The sequence below is a fragment of the Microbacterium proteolyticum genome, assembly GCF_014192415.1.
GTDB classification, from domain to species: domain Bacteria; phylum Actinomycetota; class Actinomycetes; order Actinomycetales; family Microbacteriaceae; genus Microbacterium; species Microbacterium proteolyticum.
In genome coordinates, this window is the sequence record NZ_JACHXY010000001.1 from 1,700,625 (window position 1) to 1,723,488 (window position 22,864).

The following is a 22,864-nucleotide window of genomic DNA, read 5'->3' on the forward strand; positions in this document are numbered from 1 at the left end:
TGTGGATTCAGGTCTTGCCCGCTCGCGCGGTAACAATCCGGAAATCGTCGGCAGGTGTGAGCCTGCGTCGGTGACTATAGCACCGGTGCGTCGGGCCCGCCAGTGGTGTCTGCTCGACCCAGGCTCGTCGCCAACCGTTCGACGTGCACGGTGAGGTAGAGCACCTCTTCGTCGGTGAGAGTCGAGCCGGTCGCCGCGAGTACGTAAGCCTTCACGGCCTCGGCGATGCCGAAAGCCCGCGGGTAGCGATGCTTCGCGAACTCGAAGAACGACGAGTCGCCGCTGGTGAGCATCGCGCGGTTCACGAGACGTTGCAGCAGGAAACGCACGTGCAGGATGAACCGCGCGTAGTCGGGACCCTCGGCGTCGAGCATGACGCCGAGACCGGTCTCCACGGTGCGCACGACGTGCTGCACGCGCCGGAAAAGCAACGCCGCCGTCCCGTTGGGTTCGTCGCGCGTGGCGTTGAGCAGGTGCATCGTCAGGAACACCCCCTCTTCGGGCGGCAGTTCGCGATCAAGGGATGCCGCGATCGAGGCCGCCATGTGCTCCGCCGCGCGGGACTCGTCGGGGTGGAGGATGCGCAGCTCGGGCATCGAGGTGCCCGGAATGCGGATGCCCTGGTCGAGGCGCTCGATCACATAGTTCACGTGATCGATGACGGCGAGCGGAAGACGCCGGCCCAGATCGCGGCCGAGCTCGCGCTCGGCCTCGTCGACGGCGTGGAGCACCGCCTGCACGAGCGCGTACGGTGCGTCGGTCAGCAATTTCTGCGCGTGCGCGGTGTCGGTGGCCTGATCGAGCACGAAGGTCTTCTCGACCTTCGCGGGGTCGACGCGCCCCTCGTGCTTGAGCTGGAAGCCGATGCCCCGGCCCATCAGCACGCGTTCGCGGCCGTCGGCGTCGATCGCCACGACGACGTTGTTGTTCAGCAGCCTCTGCACGCCGCCGGGCGGGAGGGAGGCGTCACCGGCACCGGGCATGGGATGCATCCTAGAGTGCGGCGCCGTGCCGTCGGCGGGCACCCGGGCGGCCGTCCCGCTGCGGGGAGCCGCAGGTATCGGGTCGGCGGCCGTGCTCGGACACAACGCAGGAGTTTCGGGGATCCGCACGTATCGGGTCGGCGGCCGTGCTCGGACACAACGCAGGAGTTTCGGGTATCCGAGGGTGGGCCGGCCCGAAACGCCGCGGTCCGGTGCCGCCTCGCATGCGAATCTCCTGCGTTGTGTACGCGTGACCGCGCCCAGCCGCGGCGCAGGCGCGCCCCGGTACCCTGGAAACATGACCGATCAGCCCCCCGTGCGCTCCACCACGCCCCGGCAGGCGCGCCCCGCGGGGGCCCCGGCCGACACCGCCGTCCGCGAGACGCGGCCGAAAGACACCGGCGTCCGTCAGGTGCGGCCGAAGACAGAGGGATGGCAGCAGGCGAAAGACGAGACCGGTCGCCCGCTCCTGCAGTTCGCCAGCCCCAAGCGCGGCAAGCCGCCCGTTCACCTCGCCGACCTCACGCACGACGAGCGGATCACGAAGCTGAAGGAGCTGGGCCTGCCCGGCTTCCGCGCCAAGCAGCTCGAGAAGCACTACTTCACGCACTACACCTCCGACCCGGCGGCGATGACCGACCTTCCGGCATCCGGTCGCGAAGAGCTCGTCGCGGGGATGCTCCCGCCGCTGCTCACCGAGGTGCGCCGGCTCGAGACCGATCGCGGCGACACCATCAAGTTCCTCTGGAAGCTGCACGACGGCGCGCTCGTGGAGTCCGTGCTCATGCGCTACCCCGGCCGCATCACGCTGTGCGTGTCGAGCCAGGCCGGGTGCGGCATGAACTGCCCGTTCTGCGCGACCGGTCAGGCGGGGCTGACCCGCAACATGTCGGCGGCCGAGATCATCGAGCAGATCGTGCGGGCCAACGCCCTCATCGCCGCCGGGGGCCTGGGCGGCAAGAAGAGCACTGATCACTCGCTCGATCGCGTCTCGAACATCGTCTTCATGGGCATGGGGGAGCCGCTGGCGAACTACAACCGCGTCATGCAGGCCGTTCGCGTCATGGTCGACAAAGAGCACGGCCTCGGCATGAGCGCCCGCGGCATCACGGTGTCGACCGTGGGGCTCGTCCCCGCGATCAAGAAGCTCGCCGACGAAGACATCCCGGTGACCTTCGCCCTGTCGCTGCACGCCCCCGACGACCACCTGCGCGACGAGCTCATCCCGGTGAACTCGAAGTGGAAGGTCGACGAAGCCCTGGATGCCGCGCGCGCCTACTTCGACGCGACCGGGCGCCGTGTGTCGATCGAGTACGCCCTGATCAAGGACATGAACGACCACGCGTGGCGCGCCGACCTCTTGGCCGAGAAGCTCAACGCCCGCGGCCGCGGCTGGGTACACGTGAACCCCATTCCGCTGAACCCCACTCCGGGGTCGATCTGGACGGCATCCGAGGTGCCGGTGCAGAACGAGTTCGTTCGCCGGCTCAACGACGCCGGCATCCCGACGACCCTGCGCGACACCCGCGGCAAGGAGATCGACGGGGCGTGCGGTCAGCTGGTCGCGACCGAGGACGACGAGGTCGCCGCCGCCGCGACGCCCGTGGGCTGAGATCCGCGGCGGATTCGCCGGCCTCCGCGGGTGCCGTCACCCCGTGCTTCGCGAGAGTCACGGCGGGCGTCCTGGTGGGGCCGGTTTCTCGGGCGCGGGCGGAGCGGGCGTCAGGCCGCGACGGCGGTCACGACGAGGTTGTCGACGTAGTGACCGGTTGCCGGGTCCCACGCTCCCGCGCACGTGACGATGCGCAGCTCGGGGGTGGGGACGGGGGCATAGATGGATGCCGTCGGGAACGTGTCCTTCTCGACCGTCTGCAGCCCCGTGACGACGAAGTCCGCCGTGGTGCCGTCGCTGCGCCGGACCGACACGGTGTCGCCCGGGGCCAACTTCGGCAGATCGAAGAACACCGCCGGTCCGGTGGGGGAGTCCACGTGCGCGGCGATGACCGCGGGGCCGACCTCGCCGGGGAGCACGCCCCGTTCGTACCAGCCGACCGCGTCGAAGTCGGTGGGGGCCTCGATCCAGCCGTCCGCCCCGCGGTCCAGGCCGATGAGGTCCGACTCGACGCCGATGGCGGGGATGGAGAGGTGGACGGGCGTCGCGGTCGACGCCGAGGGGGCGGCGACGGGGTCCTGGAAGCCCGAGGCGGCGCTGGACGTGCCCGCCGCCGCGTCCGCGGCCCCCGCCGGCGCGGCCGATGCCGACTCGCCGAGCGGAGGACACCCGGCGAGCACGTCATCGCTCAGCATCGCCGTGGCCAGAGCGTTCCACGCGTCGCCGTAGTACGTCGGCGTGGTCGACGAGGTCTCGGACATCCGCTGGAGGTCGGCGGCAGCGGCATCCATCCGTCCGTCGCCGGCGTAGGCGGCCGCGCGGCCCGCGTACGCGACCGCGTGCTGGTCACCCGTGACCGCCCCCGCCCCCGTGTCGAGCTCGGCCGCCAGCGTGTCGTCCGCGGGGAGTGCCGTGGCGATGCGGCCCGCGAGGGCCCGGTCGGCCGCGTCGCACGATTCGGCGAGACGGATCGGGGTGCGCGTCGCGTCGTAGCCGTACCCGGGCTCGCCCTGTCCGTCGGCGGCGCCGGCGATCGCGACGGTCCCGTCGGTGGCGACCGTGGCCCAGTCGGTGGGCAGCGGGTTCGCATCGAGAAGGGCCGAAGTCACCGATCGGCTGCCCTCGGCCAGCTCCTCCCACCGCGGATCATCCGAGGCCTCGGACAGCACCGCATAGGCCGCCGGGGACGCGTACGAGGGGTTGTAGGCGTGCGGTGCGGACGTCGCCCACGGACCGGGAAGAAGGATCCGTCCGAGGGCGGTCTCGGCCGTCATCTCGTCGAGCAGTGCCGCGCCGAGCGCGATGCCTTCGGCGCGCAGATCATCGCGGTCGAACCGGTCCGCGGCGAGCACAAGGGCGCGGGCGGCATCCAGGTCCGCATCGGAGGCGGGCTCGTCGTCGACGACCGCGCCGTCCACCCACCGCCACGACAGCAGCAGGTCATCGCGCTGCAGGTTCTCGGTGGTCCACGACCAGATCCTGTCGAACTGGCCCTCATCGCCGGCCGCCACGGCGAGGAGGAGGCCGTAGGCCTGCCCCTCGCTCACGGTGTCGCCACCCTGGTCGGTTCGCACGACGCGTCCGTCATCGACATAGGTCGACAGGAACGCGGATGCCGTCTCGACGGTCCGGTCGTTCCCCCCGCGGTCCGGCTCGGCCGGTCCGGCGCAGGAGGTCAGGGTCAGCGCGACGGCGACGGCCGACGCGCCGGCCGCGAGGATCGTGCGGACGCTCGTCACGCGGTGCCCCGGGCCGTGCGACGGCGCACGACGACGAACGCCGCGACGAGGCCGCTGAGCACGGCGGCCGCACCGGCGAGCACGCCCGCGGTGTCCGATGAGGACGCAGCCGTCCCCCCGCCGCCGGTGTGGATGCCGCCGATGGGCATGTCCGCGAGGGTGGCGGAGTCGGTGACGGCGCGGGCGGTCAGCGACCCGGCGGCGTCATCGAGCACGAACAGGGTCGAGACCGACCCGGCGGGCAGGTCGACGGCCGAGGATGCCATGGCATCCGCCCCGGTCAGCTCCAGGTCCCACGATCCTGCCGAGACGGAGGCGTAGTCGGTCGCGGTCCCGGTGGCGACGCCCCGGGCGATCGCGCGGCCCGCCGTCGTGTCCACGTCGACCGTCGGCTCGGTGGTGGACGCCTGGACCACCCGCACGCGGGCCTGTCCCTCGGCGGGGGCGGTGAGGTCGTCCGCGAACACCGTCGTCGTCAGCTCGGCGTTCCGGCCGTAGGCGGCGACCGTGACGGGCGCGCCCTGCGAGACATCGACGGACTGCTGCACGACGGGCTCGGCGTCGTCGGCGGCGTCGGAGGGGACCATCGACACGACGTAGGTGCCCTCGGCGAGCGGGATGTAGTCACTGACGGCGCCGTAGGCCACGTCGTCGAGCTCGTAGACGACGGCGCCGCCGGCCAGGGCCGTCATCTGCACATCGACCGACTTCGTGTCGGGCGAGAGATGGGCCACGCGGGCCCATCCGCCGGGTTCGGCCGGCGCCGCCGCGTTGGCCGCGGGCGCGATGCCCAGGCCGAGCGCCAACGGGGCCATGGCCGCGGCCGTCAGAGCGAGGCCGCGCAGGCCCCTCCGGGGTGTGCGGATCGAGGGGCGGGGAGTGTCGGTCATGCGGGTCATGAGGGATCCTTTCGTCGGGCGGTGCGGATCAGGAAGGGAAGGGGGAACACATCGTCGGACGATCACGTCGTCGGACGCGGCAGGAGGTCGGTCGGCTCATCGGGGGAGAACGTGACGACGACGCCGGAGTCCCCGCGCTCGACCGAGACCGGACGCAACGGGCCCGCGAGCGAGGAGTAGAACCGCACGACCTCATCCGATCCCGGGGCGTCACCGCGCACGTCCTGGCCCGCGAACGAGCTCACGACGAGCTGCCGGTGCACACCCGAGGGATCGCCTTCGAGCTGCGTGATGTCGGCGACGTCGATGCGACCGGTCGACGACAGCTGGCCCAGCGTGACCAGGATGCGGCCGTCCACGATGCCGGAGGTGAGCAGGTCCTGCTCCGCGCCGGGAACGCCGACGTCGGGGTTCCGCAGCAGCTGCTGGCCGGCGACCGAGCGGGCGGTGTACAGCCCGCCGTCGGAGGCCTGGGCGAGCGCCGCCTGATCGCGATCGACGAGTCGCACATCGACCTGCTGGGCGCCCTCGCCGAACGAGGCCACCACCGCGCTGTTCTCGATGGCCTGTCGGACGGTCGGGAACTCGGTGGGGAACGTGCGCATCGAGTCGGTCGTGATGACGTAGTCGTAGTCCCGCCAGCCGTCGGGAGCGAGCTCCTGCACATCGGAGTCGGTGTCGGCCTTGTAGTACCAGACCACGTTCTCTCGGCCGAAGCCGGCGTCGACGAGGTCGACCCACATCGCATCGTCGACCAGCATGCGCGCGTCTCCCGGCGCATTCTGGGTCATCCACGCCTCGGCGTCGCGGAGCGGGCGGTCCAGGTCGGCGAGGAGGAAGCCGCGCAGCTGCGCGGCCCACAGCGGACCCGCCGACACCAGGGCGACGAGGAGCCCGGATGCCAGGGCGACACCGCCGAAGCGGCGCAGCGTCGCACGTGAGCGCAACGATTCGACGGCGAGCTGTCCCATGCCGGCGACGACGATCGCCGCGAACGGAAGAAGCAGGATGACGTAGGGCACCGGCAGGTAGCCGCCGCGGAACATGAACGCCGTCAGCGCCAGCAGGGTGATCGCCCACGGGCGCAGGCGCCGCACCCACAATGAGGCCACGGCCGCGGCCAGAGCGGTCATGATGAGTACGGCGTCGAGCTGCCACCACAGACCGACCGTCCGCGACATGAGGCTCTCGGGGTCGAGGATCGAGCCGCTGCCCTCTCGAGACGACAGCTGGAAGGCGAGACCGTCCCACAGGCTCACCCGACCGGGGGCGGGGGCGACCTCGCCCTTGACCAGAGCGAACGCCACGTACGTCAAGCCGATCAGACCGAGCACCGACGCCGAGACCGGCAGGGTGTATCGACGGGTCGTGCGATCGGCGCCGCGCCACATGAGCCACGCCACCAGCGGAAGCGCCAGCAGGTAGGTCTCCTTCGTCAGAACGGCCACACCGAAGGCCGCCGCCGCGCCGATGTAGCCGATCAGCTGAGCACGCCGGCTCATCGCCAGCAGCAGTGCGGCCAGCAGCCACGCGGTCGCGATGTTGTCGAGATACACCTGACGGTGGAACTGCACCGCCAGGGGCGACAGCAGGAAGATCGCCACGCCGACGGAGGCCGTCAGTCGGGCGAAACCGATGCGTCGCGCGAGGTACCACAGCAGCACGGCCGCGATGGCCGTCGCCACCAGCACCGCTTCCCGAGCGGCGATCACGGCGATGTCGTACCGGTCCCACGCGCCGGTGAGCCCGGCCCACGCCGCGATCTGCATCCATCCGAGGGGCGGGTGGTCGTACCAGTACGTGTAGTGCGTCAGCTCGCCGAGATTGCTGAGGCTCCACGCCTGGGCGGTGTACGTGCCCTCGTCGTCGATGCGCTGGGGCGAGCCGCCCAGATTGACGGCATTGACGAGAATGCCGATCAGCAGCGGCGGGAGGAGCCACGCGGCATCGATGAGACGGCGGCGCCATCGCGGGCTCCGGGTCTCGAAGACACGCTCTGCGTGATGGGGGGCGGGGGACGGGCGGTCGAGGGTGGAGGTCATCCGGCCACCCCCACCGTCGTGGTCGCGAGTTCGGGGGTCGTGGCCGGGGTCGCAGCGGCATCCCGATGGGCGCCCGTGTGTTCGGTCTTCTCCCAGCTTCCGTCGCCCTTGAGCTGCCGCACGACCGCCCGCACGGCCGCGGCCGCGAGGAACACCTGGTAGGGGACGAGTCCGAGGACGAGACGGACGTAGTCGCGCACGCGCACCTTCTTGTCATAGACGCGTCCGAACTCCGTCAGCCCCGCCGCCTCGGCGACGAGGGTGATCACGGTCGGCACCAGGGGGAGGAACGTGATGAGGGCGACGGGCGTCGGCACCTTGACCAGCAGGATGAACGCGAGCGAGATGGGGATCAGCAGTCCGGTCGCCGCCTGAAGGAAGGGCATGTTCAGCAAGTAGCGGGCGTACATGCGCTGGCGGAGGGTCGGGAGAGCTTTCCACTCCCCCTTGCCGAGCACCTGTAGGAAACCCTGATTCCAGCGAGTCCGCTGCTTGTAGAGCGACGTGAGCGTGGGCGGGGTCTCTTCGCGCGTGACGTACTCGGGGTTGTAGGCGACGACGACCTTCGCGCCGTCGCTCGACAGGCGCACCCCCAGCTCGCAGTCCTCGGCGAGGCACTGGTCGTCCCAACCGGCCGACCACGTCAGGCGCTCGCGGGTGACGAACACGGTGTTCCCACCGAGGGGGATGAACTTCGACCGGGCGTGGAAGTGCAGGCGCGAGCGGAACCAGAAGTAGTACTCGAGCACGTTGCGCAGCGACCACCAGCTCGTTTCGAAGTTCATCAACTGCACGCCACCCTGAACCACATCGGCGTCGGTCTCCTGGAACTTGGAGTCGACCACGGTGAGGAGTCCGGGGTGCACCTCGTCTTCGGCGTCGAACACGCCGACGACGTCGCCGGTGGCGATCTGCAGAGCACGGTTGAGTGCCTTGGGCTTGTTCTTGGGGACGCTGTCGTCGACGACGACCTTGATGAGGTCGGGATGCCGCGCCGCCGCCTGACGGACCACGAGCTCGGTGCCCGGGTCGTCGTGCCCGACGATCGCGATGATCTCGAAATCGGGGTGGTCCTGCTGAGCGAGGCGGTCGAGGGTCTGACCCATGACCTCCTCCTCGTGCCGACCGGGGACGAGGAGGGTGAAGCGGTGCCGAGCGGGGCGCGGGGACGAACTGAACTGCGTGGCCCGCAGGTCGTCGGCGGAACGCCACGCGTGCAGCATCCACCACAGCGTCGTCGTCGCGACGACGGTCAGGACCAGCGCGAGCACGATGATGCCGCTGTAGCCGAGCCATTCTCCGATCGACCAGTCGGGAAGGAACCCGCCGGTGGTGGAGGTGCCGGGTTGGGCAGGGATGACGGTGTCGCTGATACCGGTAGAGCCCTGCCCGGGGGCGGGGGCGACCGGGGTCAGGAGGGGTTCGGGGGTCGGATCGGGGGCGGTCTGCGCGAGGGGGGCGTAAGGGAACGACAAAGGAGCCTCCAGCGTCCACGTGGACGGTTCGAGGGCGGTAAGGGGATGCGACGACGGCCGGGCGACAAACGCCTCGCACGGGTCCTTCGGGGGCGGGTGGGGGGGATGGTTTGGGCGGCACAGACGATTGCCAGGTTCGCGTCGACGACCGGGGACCGCCTCACGCGTCGATCGCCCCTCCGCCGGAGTCGGGCCCACCGCCTCGCCCGGGGCCGGGGCGGATGCCAGTTCCGCCGGTCGGGCGTTCCGGTCGACGCCGCCCACCACCAGACTGAAGGCATGAGCGAGAACGTCGTCGAGGTCGAGAATCTGCGCAAGACCTACCGCGGAGGCGTCGAAGCGCTACGCGGCGTGACCTTCGACATCCATCGCGGCGAGACGTTCGCGCTGCTCGGGCCCAACGGGGCGGGCAAGAGCACGGTCATCGAGATCCTCGAGGGCTATCGCGATCGCACGAGCGGCGAGGTGCGCGTGCTCGGCATCGACCCGCACCGCGGCGGACTCGACTGGAAGGCACGACTGGGCATCGTGCTGCAGAACACGGGCGAGGCGCCCACCGCGAGCGTGCGGGAGCTGCTCGCCCACTTCGCCTCGTTCTACCCGCGGCCCCGCGACGTCGACGAGGTGATCGCTTCGGTGGGGCTGACCGAGAAGGCGAAGGTCTCGGTGCGCAAGCTCTCGGGCGGACAGCGTCGCCGCGTCGACGTGGCGCTCGGCATCGTCGGTCGTCCCGAGTTGCTGTTCCTCGACGAGCCCACGACGGGGTTCGATCCCGAGGTGCGGCGGCAGTTCTGGGACCTGATCCGCGACCTGCAGCGCGAGGGCACCACGATCCTGCTCACCACCCACTACCTCGACGAGGCGGCCGAACTCGCGGAGCGCGCCGCGATCATCGTCGGCGGGCAGATGGCATCCGTCGGTCGTATCGACGAGCTCGGCGGGCCCGACGCCCGTGTGCCGCTCGTGCGGTGGCGCGAGGGCGGGGTGACGCGCGAGGAGCGAACCGACGACCCGGGAGCGCTCGTTTCCGCCCTGTACGCCCGAGGCGGCGAGCCCGATCGCCTCGAGGTCGTTCGCCCGAGCCTCGAAGACGTGTATCTCTCGTTCCTCGGCGACGAAGCACGTCGCACCACCTCCGCGGGAGGTGTGGCATGAGCCGGGTGCTGCGACTGGGAGCCGCGCGCGTCGCGTTCGAGGTGCGCGCCTACTTCCGCCAGGGCGACTCGGTGTTCTTCACGTTCCTGTTCCCGGTGATGATCCTGCTCATCTTCGCCGTCGCCTTCGACGCGCAGACGTTCGGTCCGCCGGGGGACGAAGTGGATGCCGCGCAGTTCTACCTCCCCGCGATGCTCGCTGCCGGCGTGCTGCTGTCGGGACTGCAGAACATGTCGATCGACATCGCGATGGAGCGCAGCGACGGCACCCTCAAGCGCCTCGGTGGAACCCCGCTGAGCCCGGTGTCCTATTTCATCGGCAAGCTCGGGCAGGTGCTGGTGACGGGCTTCCTGCAATCGGTGCTGCTCATCGTGGTGGCCGCGGTGTTCTTCGGCGTGCCGCTCCCGACCGAGCCGGAACGGTGGCTGACCTTCGCGTGGGTGTTCCTGCTGGGGGTCACCACGTGCGCTATCCTCGGGATCGGCCTGTCGGCGCTCCCGCGCACCGGCCGCAGCGCCACCGGCGTCGTCATCCCGATCGTGCTGCTGCTGCAATTCATCTCGGGCGTCTACATCAACTTCGCAGCCCTCCCGGACTGGCTGCAGAACGTCGCGAGCATCTTCCCGCTGAAGTGGTTGGCGCAGGGTTTCCGTTCGGTGTTCCTGCCGGAGAGTTTCGCGGATGCCGAGCCGTCGGGCTCGTGGGATCACCCCCTCATCCTGCTGGTGACCCTGATCTGGCTGGTGGTCGGGCTCGCCCTGGTGCGCGTGACGTTCCGGTGGATCCGCAAGGACTCCTGACGCTGCGCCCGGGTGCCTCGGTGTTCGGCGGGGTGCGCGCGGGCTTCAGGGGGCGGCTGGTTCGTCGTGAGAAACGCCATCTGCCGGAAGAAACGCGTGCTGCCGGCGTTTCTTCGCGCGAACCGCGTTTCTCGACGGAGGGCGAGGGATGCCACGGCCCCGGTGTCGGAGGGGAGCGTTAGCGTGGAGGAATGGTCGGTTATCGCTACCTCGGAAACAGTGGATTCAAGATCTCGGAGATCACCCTCGGCAACTGGGTGACCCACGGCTCGCAGGTCGGTGACGACGCGGCGATCAAGACCGTGCATGCGGCGCTCGACGCGGGCATCACGACGTTCGACACCGCCGACACGTACGCCAACACGGCGGCCGAAACGGTGCTCGGCAAGGCGCTGGAAGGTCAGCGGCGCGAGTCGCTCGAGATCTTCACGAAGGTGTACTTCCCCACCGGCCCGATGGGGCCGAACGACACCGGTCTCAGCCGCAAGCACATCATGGACTCCATCAACGGGTCACTGAAGCGCCTCGGCACCGACTACGTCGATCTCTACCAGGCGCACCGCTTCGACTACGAGACCCCGCTGGAAGAGACGTTCCAGGCGTTCGCCGACGTCGTACGCCAGGGCAAGGCCCTCTACATCGGCGTCTCGGAGTGGACCGCTGAACAGCTGCGCGAGGGTCACGCGCTGGCGAAGCAGCTCGGCATCCAGCTCATCTCGAACCAGCCGCAGTACTCGATGCTCTGGCGTGTGATCGAGGGCAAAGTCGTGCCCACCAGTGAAGAGCTGGGCATCTCGCAGATCGTCTGGTCGCCCATGGCGCAGGGCGTGCTCAGCGGCAAGTACCTGCCCGGCCAACCGGTGCCCGAGGGCTCGCGCGCGACCGACGAGAAGAGCGGCGCCACCTTCATCAAGCGCTTCTTGAACGACGACACGCTCGAGGCCGTGCAGCGCCTCAAGCCCATCGCTGACGAGGCCGGGCTCGCCATGCCGCAGCTTGCGATCGCGTGGGTGCTGCAGAACCCCAACATCGCCGCGGCGCTCGTGGGAGCCTCCCGGCCCGAGCAACTCGCCGACACCGTGAAAGCGTCGGGCGTGACGCTGGATGCCGACACCCTCACCGCCATCGACGAGGCGTTGGGCGGCGCGGTGTTCTCCGACCCCGAGAACACGTACGAGGTTTCGCCGAAGCAACGACTGATCTGACGACGGCGAGAGCGGGCTGGGCGTTCGCGGCCGGCCCGCTCCACCGTGTGCCCGGCGGCGCGGGGCGCCGTGGAGTGTTTAGGCGGCGCGGGGCACCGTGGCGTGGTGCGGCTAGGCGGCGCGGGCTTCGCAGGCGGCGTTCTGCGGGGCGCCGGTCATTCGTCGAGATGATCTGCTCCGCTCGAGGTGACACGATCGGGGTCGTAATCGCATGTGATCTCGCGCGGGGGATGTGATCCCGCGCGCCGCTGGGCAGCGCCTCAGGCGCCGCTCAGGAGAGAGCAGGGATCGCGTCGTACCCTGTGCGAATGTCCTTTTCCGCTCACCGGCCCGGCCGCTTCGGCTCCGACGGCCGCATCGAGTTCACGACGGACGAGGAACGCGAGCAGTATCTCGACGACATCCTCGCCGCACAGAACGCGGCGATGCCCGACGCCGCGACGCGCGACCACACTTCCGAACCATGGGGCGCGCCCCCTGCCGACGATGAGCCGCGCCAACCGTTCGTCGACGACGACACCCTCCGCCTCGACCGCGAGCCCACGGCATCCGCTCCCGACGACGACACCCTCCGCCTCGACCGCGAGCCCACGGCATCCGCTCCCGACGACGACACCCTCCGCCTCGACCACGAGCCGGTCGAGGTCGCTCCCGACACCCCGGCGCCGCGGCCCGAAGCGGCACCGAGCCCGCTGGCGTCCGAACCCCGCCAGCCGCGTCTGCGCCGACACGACCCGCGACGCCCGCGCCTGTCGCTGATCCGCCGCATGGCCGTGCTCGGCGGCGCCGACAACGACGTACTCGACGAGGTGCCCGAAGAGGTTCCCCGTTTCGTGCAGATGTTCCTCGTTCTCGCGGGCACGGCCCTCGTCTCGGCGCTGTCGATGATGTTCGCGCTGATGACGGGCGTGCGCGTCAGCATCCTCCTCGCGATCCCCCTCGCGATCGTGTGGGGTCTCATCATCTTCAACCTCGACCGCTTCCTCACCTCCACGATGCGGTCGACCAAGAACATCTTCCGGCTGCTCGGGCTCGCGTTCCCGCGCGTGATCATGGCCGCGCTGATCGGCATCGTGGTGGCGGAGCCCCTGGTGCTCCAGGTGTTCCAGAACGACATCGTGCGCGAGGTGAACTCCACCAACGTCACGCAGGCGCTGACGGATCAGGATGCCGTGACCGGCGGCCCCGAGAAACAGGCGCTCGACGCCGCGAGCGCGCAGGTGTCGGCGCTCGAGAACCAGGCGGCGACGGGCATCGTGACGGGGACGTCGGCGACATCGGCCGAGTCGGCCGCCGCGCAGCAGACCGTCGATCAGCTCACGCAACAGCTCGCGGCGCAGCAGAGCGTGATCGATCAGGCACGCGCCGTGTATCAGTGCGAGCTCACCGGCCAGGGTGCCGGAACCGTTCCCGGCTGCACCGGTGTCGCCGGCGGTGGCGCGAGCTCCGACGCGGCGCAGGCGCAGCTCGCCCAGGCGCAGTCGGCGTACGACTCCCTGTCGACGCAGCTGCAGCAGGCGCAGTCCACGCTCGCGGCCGCCAACACCGCGGGCACCGAGGCTGCGGCATCCACCGCCGAGGCCAACAAGCAGCAGGCCGAGGATCAACTGCCCGCCGCCCGCACGCAGTACGAGTCGGCGCTCGCGGCCTACAACGCACGGGCCGAGTCCGTCGCCGACGGCAACGCGGGGGCGGTCGGTCTGCTGAGCCAGATCACCGCGCTCGAACGCCTGTCGGATCGCGAGCCGGTACTGCGGTGGGCGCACTACCTCATCGCCGCGCTGTTCTTCATGATCGAGCTGCTGCCGGTGATCGTGAAGGTGCTCACCAGCTTCGGCGGTCCGTCGCTGTACGAGAAGGCCGAGAAGATGCGCGGCCAGATCGCCCTCGACCGGGTGTCTGCCCGCACCTACCGCAAGCGTGCCGACATCATCGCCGATGAAGCCAACCGGATGCCGGCGGCGGTGACCTGATGGTCGCCTGGAGCGCGGGGCTGCTGCTGTACCGCCTCGCCCCCGCGCCCCAGGTGCTCATCGCCCACATGGGCGGACCGTTCTGGGCGAAGAAGAACGAGGGAGCCTGGTCGATCCCGAAGGGCGAGTTCGACCCCGACTCCGAGGGGGCTCTGGATGCCGCCCACCGCGAATTCCGTGAAGAGCTCGGCGTCGAACCGCCGGACGTCGACTGGGCCGAGCTGGGGACCTTCTCGTCCTCGAGCGGCAAGAAGGTCGTGGTGTTCGTGGGGGACGGGGCCGGGTTCACGGCATCCGACTTCACGTACGGCACCTTCGAGATGGAATGGCCGCCGCGCTCCGGTCGCACCGCGTCGTTCCCCGAGGTCGACCGCGCCGAGTGGACCGATCTGGATGCCGCGCGCGACGCGCTCGTGAAGGGCCAGCGCCCCGCCATCGACGCGCTCGCCGCCGCGCTCCAGGAGCTGCCCGGCTCCTGACCCTCCCGCTCCCCCTCCCTGCGCGGGGGAGTCCGTTGAGCGTCCAAAACACGCCGCGTCCTGCCTCGCCGCGCGGCGTGTCTTGGACACTCGAGGGGGCTGTGGGCCGTGACAGGCGACCGGCGCGTCCGGAGGCAGCCTCGCGCGCGGCGCCAGCGGGCCCAGGCGGTTGGCTGTCCACTAAACGCCGCGTCCCCCCGTGTCGCTGAGTGCCGCAGGTACGAGCTGTTGAGCGTCCAAGACACGCCGCTTCCCTGCTCGCCACGCGGCGTGTCTTGGACACTCGACGGGGTTTCCGGCCCCGGTCGAGGGGACGGGGCGCGCGCGGCGGGACGGGAGCCGCGCCGCGGAGCGGGAGCCCCGCGGCGCGACGCGCTCACGGGCGCAGCAGCACCTTGCCCACGCGGGGCGAGTCGCTCGCGGTGACGGCGTCGACGATGTCGCCGAGGCCGAAGGTGGCGGCGACGGGGAGGGTCACGGTCCCGTCGGCGAGGTAGCGCGACAGTTCGCCGAAGAGGGCGCCGCGGGTGTCGGCATCCATCGTCTTGCTGACGACGCTGCCCCAGAAGCCCTTCACAGTGGCCTGGCGGAAGATGATGTCGCCGGCCGAGAGCTCGAGCGTGCCCGCGCCCATCGAGCCGAAGATCACGAGCGTGCCGTTCTCGCTCAGCAGCGACAGCACGTCATTGCTCGCCGAGCCGCCGACCGAGTCGACGCCCGCGACGATCTTCGCACCGTCGGCGAGGGCGACGGCCTTATCGCGCCAGTCGTCGGCGTCGGTCGACACGACGTTGTCGATCCCCTGCTCGGCGAGTTCGGCGACGGCGCTGTCTCGACGGACCAGACCGATCACGTGGATGCCGCGGGCCTTCGCGATTTGCGCGACCATGCGGCCGACCGCGCCGTTGGCGGTGTTCTGCACGATCCAGTCGCCGGGCTCGAGGTCGAGCGAGTGCAGCAGGCTGATGGCGCTGAAAGGCATCGCGACGAGTTGCGCGGCCATTTCGTCGGACAGGGCGTCGGAGACGGGGATGAGGCCTGCGGCGCGGGTGACGACGTACTCCGACCACACGCCGAAGGTGCCGCCGGTCGCGACGCGCTGACCGACCTCGAGCGAGACGCCCTCGCCGACGGCGTCCACGACCCCGACGGCCTCGGTGCCGGCGCGAGCGGGTAGTTCGGGCGTGAAGCCGTAGGTGCCGCGGATGGTCCACAGGTCGTGATTGTGGATGGGCGAGAGGAGGACGCGCAGGCGCACCTCCCCGGGGCCGGGGGTCGGGGTCTCGACCTCTTCGACGCCGAGGACGTCGGCCGGTTCGCCGAACTCGTGGTGGATGACTGCGCGCATGGAATGCCTCCCGTGGTTATTTTGTAACGACCGGTCTAATATAGACCTTGGGCCCGCCGGCGCAACAGGGAGGCCCCGGAGCATCGTCGTGAGGCGCGACGGCGACCCGACGTGCTGAGCGGGATCAGCCGTGGAGAAGAAGGGAGAACGCATGGGCAGGATGCCGAGCTTCGACCGCTCCGTCGTCGTCGACGCCGCGCGAGACGTGTTCTGGCAGCGAGGCTACGCCGAGGCCGGCATCGCCGAGCTCGAAGAGGCGACCGGTCTCACGCGTTCGAGCATCTACCACGCCTTCGGCAGCAAACGCGGTCTGTTCGACGCGGTACTGGCCGCCTACCTCGATGACGTCGTGCGCACGCGCCTGCGCCCGCTCGGCGGGGGAGACGCCGGCGCGCTCGAGGCCTACGTCGACGAGATGCGCACCGCGATCGCCGAGGACGCGCCGCGTGCCCGGCTCGGCTGCCTCCTGCTGAATGCCGGGTCGTCCCCCTTGGCCAGCGATGACGCCGACGTGCGTGCGCTCGTCTCGGGATACGCCGCGGAGATGCGCGCCGCCATCCGCTCCGCCGTCGCCGACCGCCGACCCGACCTGGCCCCGGATGCCGTCGACGCCCTCGCCGCGGTCTGCGCGTCGCTCGTGGTGGCGGGGCTCACCCTCGCTCGCGCCGATCGCGACGCGTCGCTGGCGACGCTGGCATCCATCCCGACGACCCTGGAGTCCTGGGCCCGGCCCTGATGCCGCCGCGTGGGTCGACGGATCCTGTCGTCGGGAAGGCGGCCGAAGCGGCGGATCGTGGCGCCTCGCGCGCGGGGTGGCGGGGGGCTGTGCTCCCCGAGGGGTGACCTCATCCGCGCTGTGTATACGCAGGCCGCCTCCGCGCGGGCGGGGATCCCCATTCTGGTCCGCGAATGCATACACTGGTTGCATGATGGCGAGGGAGCGGCATGCGAGCCGGTGAGCGCGCGTACGCGACCCTCCTCGACGAGATCCAGACGGGTGCCCTCCCCCCGGGAACCGTGCTCGGCGAGGTCGAGCAGTCCACGCGCCTCGGCGTCAGTCGCACCCCCCTTCGCGAGGCGCTGCGCCGCCTGGCATCCGATGGTCTCGTCGCGCAGGCATCGGCGCGGGTGACGGTCGTCGCCGGGATCGACGCCGACGACATCCGCGCGCTGTTCGAGCTGCGGAGGGCCCTCGAGAGCGAAGCGGCGCGAGCGGCGGCCCGCCGCGGCGATCCGCGGGTCTTCGACACCCTCGCCCGCGAATTCGCGGCGGTCGACCTCGCGGATGCCGACGCGTACTACGCCCTCATCTCGCGCTTCGACGCCGCGATCGACATCGCCGTCGACAACGCCTACCTCTCTTCGGCCCTGCGCAGCGTCCGCACCCACCTCGTGCGGGTGCGGCGCATGGCCCGCTTCAACCCCCTTCGCCTCTCGGCATCCGCCGGGGAGCATGGATTGATCGCGCGAGCGATCGGCGCCGGCGACCCCGAACTCGCCGTCCACGCCACCCACGTGCATCTGCACAACGCCCTCACCACCATCCTCGAAGCCCTCACGGAGGACCCCTCATGACGATCACCCATCACGTGCGCGTGCACCGCAGCGATGAGAACCTCGCCCGCGAGGGCCAGCTCGCCTGGGCCCTCGCTCGCGTCGCGGTCGACCCGGTGGGCGTCGACGACGACGTGGTCGACATGATCGTCAACCGCCTCATCGACAACGCCGCCGTCGCCGCGGCGTCGATCTCGCGTCCGCCGGTCAGCGCGGCACGTCAGCAGGCCCTCGACCACGCCGTGTCGATCGGCGGTCCCGGCGCCACGGTCTTCGGCTGCCTGCTCGAGCGGCGCACGAGTCCCGAGTGGGCGGCGTGGGCCAACGGCGTCGCCGTGCGCGAACTCGATTACCACGACACGTTCCTCGCGGCCGACTACTCGCACCCGGGCGACAACATCCCGCCCGTGCTCGCGGTCGCCCAGCACACGGGCCGCGACGGCGCCGCGCTCGTGCGGGCACTCGCCACGGCCTACGAGATCCAGATCGATCTGGTGCGCGCGATCTCGCTGCACAGACACAAGATCGACCACGTCGCCCACCTCGGCCCTGCCGCGGCCGCCGGCATCGGCACCCTCCTCGACCTCGACCAGGAGACCATCTACCAGGCCATCGGTCAGGCACTGCACACCACCACCGCCACGCGGCAGTCGCGCAAGGGCGAGATCTCGACCTGGAAGGCGCACGCCCCGGCCTTCGCCGGCAAGATGGCGATCGAGGCCGTCGACCGGGCGATGCGCGGAGAGACCAGCCCGTCGCCGATCTACGAGGGCGAAGACGGCGTCATCGCGTGGATGCTCGACGGCCCCGACGCGTCCTACGACGTCCCGCTTCCCGCCGAGGGCGAGAGCAAGCGCGGCATCCTCGACTCGTACACGAAGGAGCACTCGGCCGAATACCAGGCGCAGGCCTGGATCGACCTCGCCCGCCGCCTCGGCACGGAGCGTCCGGATCTTCGCGACCCCGAGAATGTGGCATCCATCGTCCTGCACACCAGCCACCACACGCACTACGTGATCGGTTCGGGCGCGAACGACCCGCAGAAATACGACCCCACCGCGTCGCGGGAGACGCTCGACCACTCGATCCCGTACATCTTCGCCGTCGCCCTGCAGGACGGCGCGTGGCACCACGTCGACTCGTACACGCCCGAGCGAGCGGGCCGCGAGGACACCGTCGCCCTGTGGCACAAAGTCACGACCGCGGAGGATGCAGAGTGGACGCGCCGCTATCACTCGGAGGACCCGAACGAGAAGGCGTTCGGGGGCCGCGTGGTCATCACCCTGACCGACGGCACGACGGTCGACGACGAGATCGCCGTCGCCGACGCCCACCCGCTGGGCGCCCGTCCGTTCGCGCGCGAGGACTACGTGCGCAAGTTCCGCCTGCTGGCGGAGCCGGTGCTGCAGCCCGAGGAGGTCGAACGCTTCCTCGAGCTCGTGCAGCGCCTGCCCGAGCTGACGCCGGCCGAGGTGATGCAGCTCTCGATCGTGGCCAAGCCCGGCGTGCTGGCCCTGGCGCCCGCGCCGAAGGGGCTGTTCTGATGCGCGGGGGCGGGTGCGCGCCCGTCAAGCCCGAGCCGCCCGTGCGTGCGTGGGGCGGAGCTGCTCCGCGCGTACACAACGCAGGGGTTCCGGGAGTGACGGATGCCGCGGACCGCGAGAACACGCGGGTCGGTGCCCGGGCTCACCGTGGATCTCCTGCGTTGTGTTCTGCTCGGGTCGCGGACCGCTCCCGGCACGCCGCAGCCGGCGGCACATCCGATCGTCGGCGCCGCTCGGACACAACGCAGGAGATCTGCCTGCCTCGCGTCATCGCACCCCCGACATTGCAGCCGCAGGCTTCGATGCGGTCGACAGAACTCCTGCGTTGTGTCGCGGGTCTGCGGCGCACGGCCACGTCGGTCGCACAGGAAGGGGGCCGCTGATGCTGTACGCCCAGACCACGCCGCAGCAGAAGCGTCGCGCGCTGCGCGAGAAGCTGGCATCCGGAGAACTCGTGCGGATGCCCGGGGCTTTCAACCCGCTGTCGGCCCGGCTCATCGAGCGCAAGGGCTTCGACGGCGTCTACATCTCGGGCGCCGTGATCTCGGCCGACCTCGGCCTGCCCGACATCGGCCTCACGACCCTCACCGAGGTCGCCGGCCGCGGGCAGCAGATCGCGCGCATGACGGAGCTGCCGGCGATCATCGACGCCGACACCGGATTCGGCGAGCCGATGAACGTCGCACGCACCATCCAGACCCTCGAGGACGCGGGGCTCTCCGGCACCCACATCGAAGACCAGGTGAACCCGAAACGCTGCGGCCATCTCGACGGCAAGAGCGTCGTGGATGCCGACACCGCGATCAAGCGCATCCGCGCGGCCGTCGATGCCCGGCGGGATCCCGACTTCCTCATCATGGCGCGCACCGACGTGCGGGCCGTCGAGGGCCTTCCCGCGGCGATCGACCGTGCGAAGGCCCTGGTCGACGCCGGCGCCGACGCGATCTTCCCCGAGGCGATGCGCGATCTCGGCGAGTTCGAGGCGATGCGCACCGCACTGGATGTGCCGATCCTGGCGAACATGACCGAGTTCGGGAAGTCGGAGCTGTTCTCCACCGCCCAGCTGCAGGACGCCGGGGTGAACCTGGTCATCTGGCCGGTGTCGCTTCTGCGACTCGCGATGGGTGCTGCCGGTCGGGGCCTGGACGCCCTGGCATCCGAGGGGCATCTGCGCGATCAGCTCGGCGAGATGCAGCACCGCGCCGACCTGTACGACCTCATCGACTACGAGGGCTATACGCGCTTCGACGCCGACGTGTTCGACTTCACCGTCGAGCGCTGACGCGGGCCGGCCGCCGTGTCCCCTTCGTGCAGGTTCAGCGCCTGTTCTCTGCGCCGAGTGGGACATGGGCGGCATTCCGGCGTGGTCGGGTGCGCCGGCGTGTCCCCCTTCGTGCAGGTTCAGCGCCTGTCTTCTGCACGAAGCGGGACCCGGCAAGTCGCCGTGGGGCGGCCGGTGTGAGACAGAGTAGAACCGAGCACGACTCGAGGGAGAGACGATGACCGACATCAAGAAGGGCCTCGCCGGCGTCACGGTCGACGAGACCGCCGTCAGCAAGGTGAACCCCGAAACCAACAGCCTGCTCTACCGCGGATACCCCGTGCAGGAGCTCGCCGCCACCCAGCCCTTCGAGGCGGTCGCGTACCTGCTGTGGAACGGGGAGCTTCCGAACGGCGCACAGCTCGCCGAGCTGCGACAGGTCGAGCGCGCGCACCGGGCGCTGACCGACGACGTCCGCGCCGCGATCGATCTGCTGCCGACGTCCGCCCACCCCATGGACGAGGTCCGCACCGCCGTGAGCGTCATCGGGGCGCGGGAGACGGCGGGCATCTCGAACGTGATGGATGCCGTGGGCACCCCCGAAGGGAATCTCGAGCGCTCCGTGCGTCTGTGGGCGCAGCTGCCCGCGGTCGTGGCGTACGGTCAGCGCCGCCGCCGCGGCGACGAGCTCGTCGAGCCCCGCGACGACCTCGATTACTCCGCGAACTTCCTCTGGATGACCTTCGGCGAGGTGGCGGATGCCGTCGTCGTCGACGCGTTCAACCGGTCGATGATCCTGTACGCCGAGCACTCGTTCAACGCCTCGACCTTCACCGCCCGCGTCATCGCCTCGACGCTCAGCGACCTGTACTCGGCGGTGGTCGGCGCGATCGGCGCGCTGAAGGGACCGCTGCACGGCGGCGCGAACGAGGCCGTCCTGCACGTGTTCACCGAGATCGGCTCGGCCGCCGACGTCGGATCCTGGCTCGATGCAGCCCTCGCCGAGAAGCGAAAGATCATGGGCTTCGGCCACCGCGTGTACAAGCGCGGCGACTCGCGCGTACCGACGATGAAGGCGGCGCTCGACACGCTCGTCGCGCACTACGACCGCCCCGACGTCGCCGCGCTGTACGACGCCCTGGAGGCGCAGTTCGTCGAGCGGAAGGGCATCTACCCCAACCTCGACTACCCCTCCGGTCCGGCGTACGACCTGATGGGTTTCGACACCCTCACCTTCACGCCGCTCTTCGTGGCGGCGCGGGTGACCGGCTGGACCGCCCACGTCCGGGAGCAGCAGGCCTCGAACGCCCTCATCCGTCCGCTGTCGGCCTACGTCGGCCCCGACGAGCGACACGTCGAGGGGTACGTTCCGGACGCCGCGGACGTCGACGCGCAGGAACGCCCCGAGGAGGCGGCGGGCTGATGTCCGAGCCGCGGATCGTCATCGTCGCGGGCGCCCGCACGCCCATCGGCTCCTTCGGGGGCGCGCTGTCCGGCGTGGACGCGTACGAACTCGGGGCGGTCGCGGTGACCGAGGCACTGCGCCGCGCGGGCGTCGCGAAGGAAGACGTCGACGAGGTCGTCATGGGCTGCATCGCCCAGAACGGCCCCGACGCGTACAACGCCCGTCGCGTCGCGCTCGCCGCGGGACTTCCGACCCGTGTTCCCGCCTTCACGGTCAACCGGCTGTGCGGCTCCGGCCTGCAGGCCATCTGGTCGGCGGCGCAGGAACTGCGCTGGGGCGGCATCGACGTCGCGGTGGCCGGCGGCGACGAGAGCATGTCGCGCACGCCCTTCCTCGACTACGGCGCCCGCGGCAACGCGCGGCTCGGCGACCGCACGCTCCTCGACGGCACGCTCGCGATCCTCACCGACCCGTTCAGTGGCCGGCACATGGGCACGACGGCCGAGGTCGTGGCATCCCGATACTCCGTCTCGCGCGACGAGCAGGACGCCTTCGCGCTCGAGAGCCAGCGGAGGGCGGCGACGGATGCCGCGCGCGCGGCCTTCGCGGACGAGATCGTGCCCGTGACCACCGGCGGGAAGCGGCCGGTCGAGGTCTCGGTCGACGAGCATCCGCGACCCGACACGACTCTCGACGTGCTGGCCGGGCTTCGACCGGCGTTCGAGAAGGACGGATCGGTCACCGCCGGCAATTCCTCGGGGATCAACGACGGCGCCGCCGCGACGGTGCTCATGCGCGAGGACGACGTCCGCGAGCGCGGGCTGACCGGGCTCGCGACCCTCGAGGCCGTGACCACCGCGGGTGTCGACCCCGAGATCATGGGGTACGCCCCCGTCCTCGCGTTGCAGCGGCTGTGGGAGCAGACGGGACTGCGTCCGGCCGACGTCGACGTGATCGAGTTGAACGAGGCGTTCGCCGCTCAGGCGGTCGCGGTGATCCGCGACGGCGGACTCGACCCCGAGAAGGTCAATCCGTACGGCGGAGCGATCGCGCTGGGGCACCCGGTCGGCGCCACGGGCGCGATCCTGACCGTGCGCGCCGCCCTCGACCTGCAGCGCCGCGACCTCGAGTACGCGGTCGTGACGATGTGCATCGGAGGCGGACAGGCGCTGGCGGCCCTGCTGCGGCGGTACTGACTCCGGCTCTCGCCGTGCACAACGGCGGATGCCGCAGGCGACACGCCGGCGGGGGCGGGGCGTGCGCCCTGTCGGCGGCGGGTCCGCGGTGGTGCGCAGCACGGCCACCCCGGCGGTGCACGCTCTCGGCGCGTCGCCGCGGTTCTCGTCCGTGAGGGCGCGGCGAGGACGAACGGCAACGGCCCCCACCCCGA

Annotated in this window: 18 protein-coding genes; 12 read left to right on the top strand and 6 right to left on the bottom strand. The window is 70.7% G+C overall.

The annotated features are described in order from the left end of the window. Nucleotides 1-74 precede the first annotated feature (74 nt). The gene (locus tag FHS07_RS07810) at nt 75-983 is read right to left on the bottom strand and encodes a PRD domain-containing protein (RefSeq protein WP_183419262.1); all 909 of its coding nucleotides are present in this window, start codon (nt 981-983) and stop codon (nt 75-77) included. Between the two features lie 298 nt (nt 984-1,281). On the opposite strand from FHS07_RS07810, the gene rlmN reads away from it, so the two are divergent. Further along, complete coding sequence (rlmN, locus tag FHS07_RS07815) at nt 1,282-2,595, top strand: dual-specificity RNA methyltransferase RlmN (protein ID WP_183419263.1); 1,314 nt, start codon at nt 1,282-1,284, stop codon at nt 2,593-2,595. 110 nt (nt 2,596-2,705) lie between these two features. Here rlmN and FHS07_RS07820 read toward each other — a convergent pair whose 3' ends face one another. The 4 genes from FHS07_RS07820 to FHS07_RS07835 form a co-directional block, all read right to left on the bottom strand. Then, the gene (locus tag FHS07_RS07820) at nt 2,706-4,334 is read right to left on the bottom strand and encodes a class F sortase (RefSeq protein WP_183419264.1); all 1,629 of its coding nucleotides are present in this window, start codon (nt 4,332-4,334) and stop codon (nt 2,706-2,708) included. Further along, on the bottom strand, nt 4,331-5,233 hold the full coding sequence (locus tag FHS07_RS07825) for a DUF4397 domain-containing protein (protein ID WP_183419265.1): 903 nt from the start codon (nt 5,231-5,233) through the stop codon (nt 4,331-4,333). The genes FHS07_RS07820 and FHS07_RS07825 overlap by 4 nt, the downstream gene beginning before the upstream one ends. A 62-nt stretch (nt 5,234-5,295) precedes the next feature. After that, nucleotides 5,296-7,275 carry an ArnT family glycosyltransferase gene (locus FHS07_RS07830; RefSeq protein WP_183419266.1) on the bottom strand — a complete coding sequence of 660 codons (1,980 nt, stop codon included), beginning with the start codon at nt 7,273-7,275 and terminating at the stop codon, nt 5,296-5,298. Beyond that, nucleotides 7,272-8,750, bottom strand: coding sequence for a glycosyltransferase family 2 protein (locus FHS07_RS07835; RefSeq protein WP_246383149.1), 1,479 nt, complete (start codon nt 8,748-8,750; stop codon nt 7,272-7,274). Before FHS07_RS07835 ends, FHS07_RS07830 begins: the two co-directional genes overlap by 4 nt. Before the next feature lie 279 nt (nt 8,751-9,029). On the opposite strand from FHS07_RS07835, the gene FHS07_RS07840 reads away from it, so the two are divergent. The 5 genes from FHS07_RS07840 (at nt 9,030) to FHS07_RS07860 (ending at nt 14,362) form a co-directional block, all read left to right on the top strand. Further along, entirely contained in the window at nt 9,030-9,905 is an 876-nt protein-coding gene (locus tag FHS07_RS07840) for an ABC transporter ATP-binding protein (RefSeq protein ID WP_183419267.1), read from the top strand. Beyond that, nucleotides 9,902-10,705: an ABC transporter permease gene (locus FHS07_RS07845; RefSeq protein WP_183419268.1), complete on the top strand. Its 804-nt coding sequence runs from the start codon at nt 9,902-9,904 to the stop codon at nt 10,703-10,705. Before FHS07_RS07840 ends, FHS07_RS07845 begins: the two co-directional genes overlap by 4 nt. A gap of 191 nt (nt 10,706-10,896) precedes the next feature. Continuing rightward, entirely contained in the window at nt 10,897-11,910 is a 1,014-nt protein-coding gene (locus FHS07_RS07850; protein ID WP_183419269.1) for an aldo/keto reductase family protein, read from the top strand. A 308-nt stretch (nt 11,911-12,218) separates the two neighbouring features. Continuing rightward, nucleotides 12,219-13,883 carry a DUF4407 domain-containing protein gene (locus tag FHS07_RS07855; RefSeq protein WP_183419270.1) on the top strand — a complete coding sequence of 555 codons (1,665 nt, stop codon included), beginning with the start codon at nt 12,219-12,221 and terminating at the stop codon, nt 13,881-13,883. Continuing rightward, nucleotides 13,883-14,362 carry an NUDIX hydrolase gene (locus FHS07_RS07860; RefSeq protein WP_183419271.1) on the top strand — a complete coding sequence of 160 codons (480 nt, stop codon included), beginning with the start codon at nt 13,883-13,885 and terminating at the stop codon, nt 14,360-14,362. Before FHS07_RS07855 ends, FHS07_RS07860 begins: the two co-directional genes overlap by 1 nt. Before the next feature lie 376 nt (nt 14,363-14,738). Here FHS07_RS07860 and FHS07_RS07865 read toward each other — a convergent pair whose 3' ends face one another. After that, nucleotides 14,739-15,710, bottom strand: a complete 972-nt coding sequence (locus FHS07_RS07865) for a zinc-binding dehydrogenase (RefSeq protein WP_183419272.1) — start codon at nt 15,708-15,710, stop codon at nt 14,739-14,741. Nucleotides 15,711-15,840: 130 nt separating this feature from the next. On the opposite strand from FHS07_RS07865, the gene FHS07_RS07870 reads away from it, so the two are divergent. The 6 genes from FHS07_RS07870 to FHS07_RS07895 all read left to right on the top strand — a co-directional run bounded on the left by FHS07_RS07870 (nt 15,841) and on the right by FHS07_RS07895 (nt 22,670). Next, a complete protein-coding gene (locus FHS07_RS07870) occupies nt 15,841-16,446 on the top strand; it encodes a TetR/AcrR family transcriptional regulator (RefSeq protein WP_343054641.1) in 606 nt (201 codons plus the stop codon). Between the two features lie 209 nt (nt 16,447-16,655). Further along, nucleotides 16,656-17,285, top strand: a complete 630-nt coding sequence (locus FHS07_RS07875; protein WP_183419273.1) for a GntR family transcriptional regulator — start codon at nt 16,656-16,658, stop codon at nt 17,283-17,285. Further along, nucleotides 17,282-18,808: an MmgE/PrpD family protein gene (locus FHS07_RS07880; RefSeq protein ID WP_183419274.1), complete on the top strand. Its 1,527-nt coding sequence runs from the start codon at nt 17,282-17,284 to the stop codon at nt 18,806-18,808. The genes FHS07_RS07875 and FHS07_RS07880 overlap by 4 nt, the downstream gene beginning before the upstream one ends. A 382-nt stretch (nt 18,809-19,190) precedes the next feature. After that, entirely contained in the window at nt 19,191-20,090 is a 900-nt protein-coding gene (gene prpB, locus FHS07_RS07885) for a methylisocitrate lyase (protein ID WP_183419275.1), read from the top strand. Nucleotides 20,091-20,307: 217 nt separating this feature from the next. After that, a complete protein-coding gene (locus tag FHS07_RS07890; RefSeq protein ID WP_183419276.1) occupies nt 20,308-21,492 on the top strand; it encodes a bifunctional 2-methylcitrate synthase/citrate synthase in 1,185 nt (394 codons plus the stop codon). After that, on the top strand, nt 21,492-22,670 hold the full coding sequence (locus tag FHS07_RS07895; protein WP_183419277.1) for a thiolase family protein: 1,179 nt from the start codon (nt 21,492-21,494) through the stop codon (nt 22,668-22,670). Before FHS07_RS07890 ends, FHS07_RS07895 begins: the two co-directional genes overlap by 1 nt. The last annotated feature ends 194 nt before the right edge of the window (nt 22,671-22,864 follow it).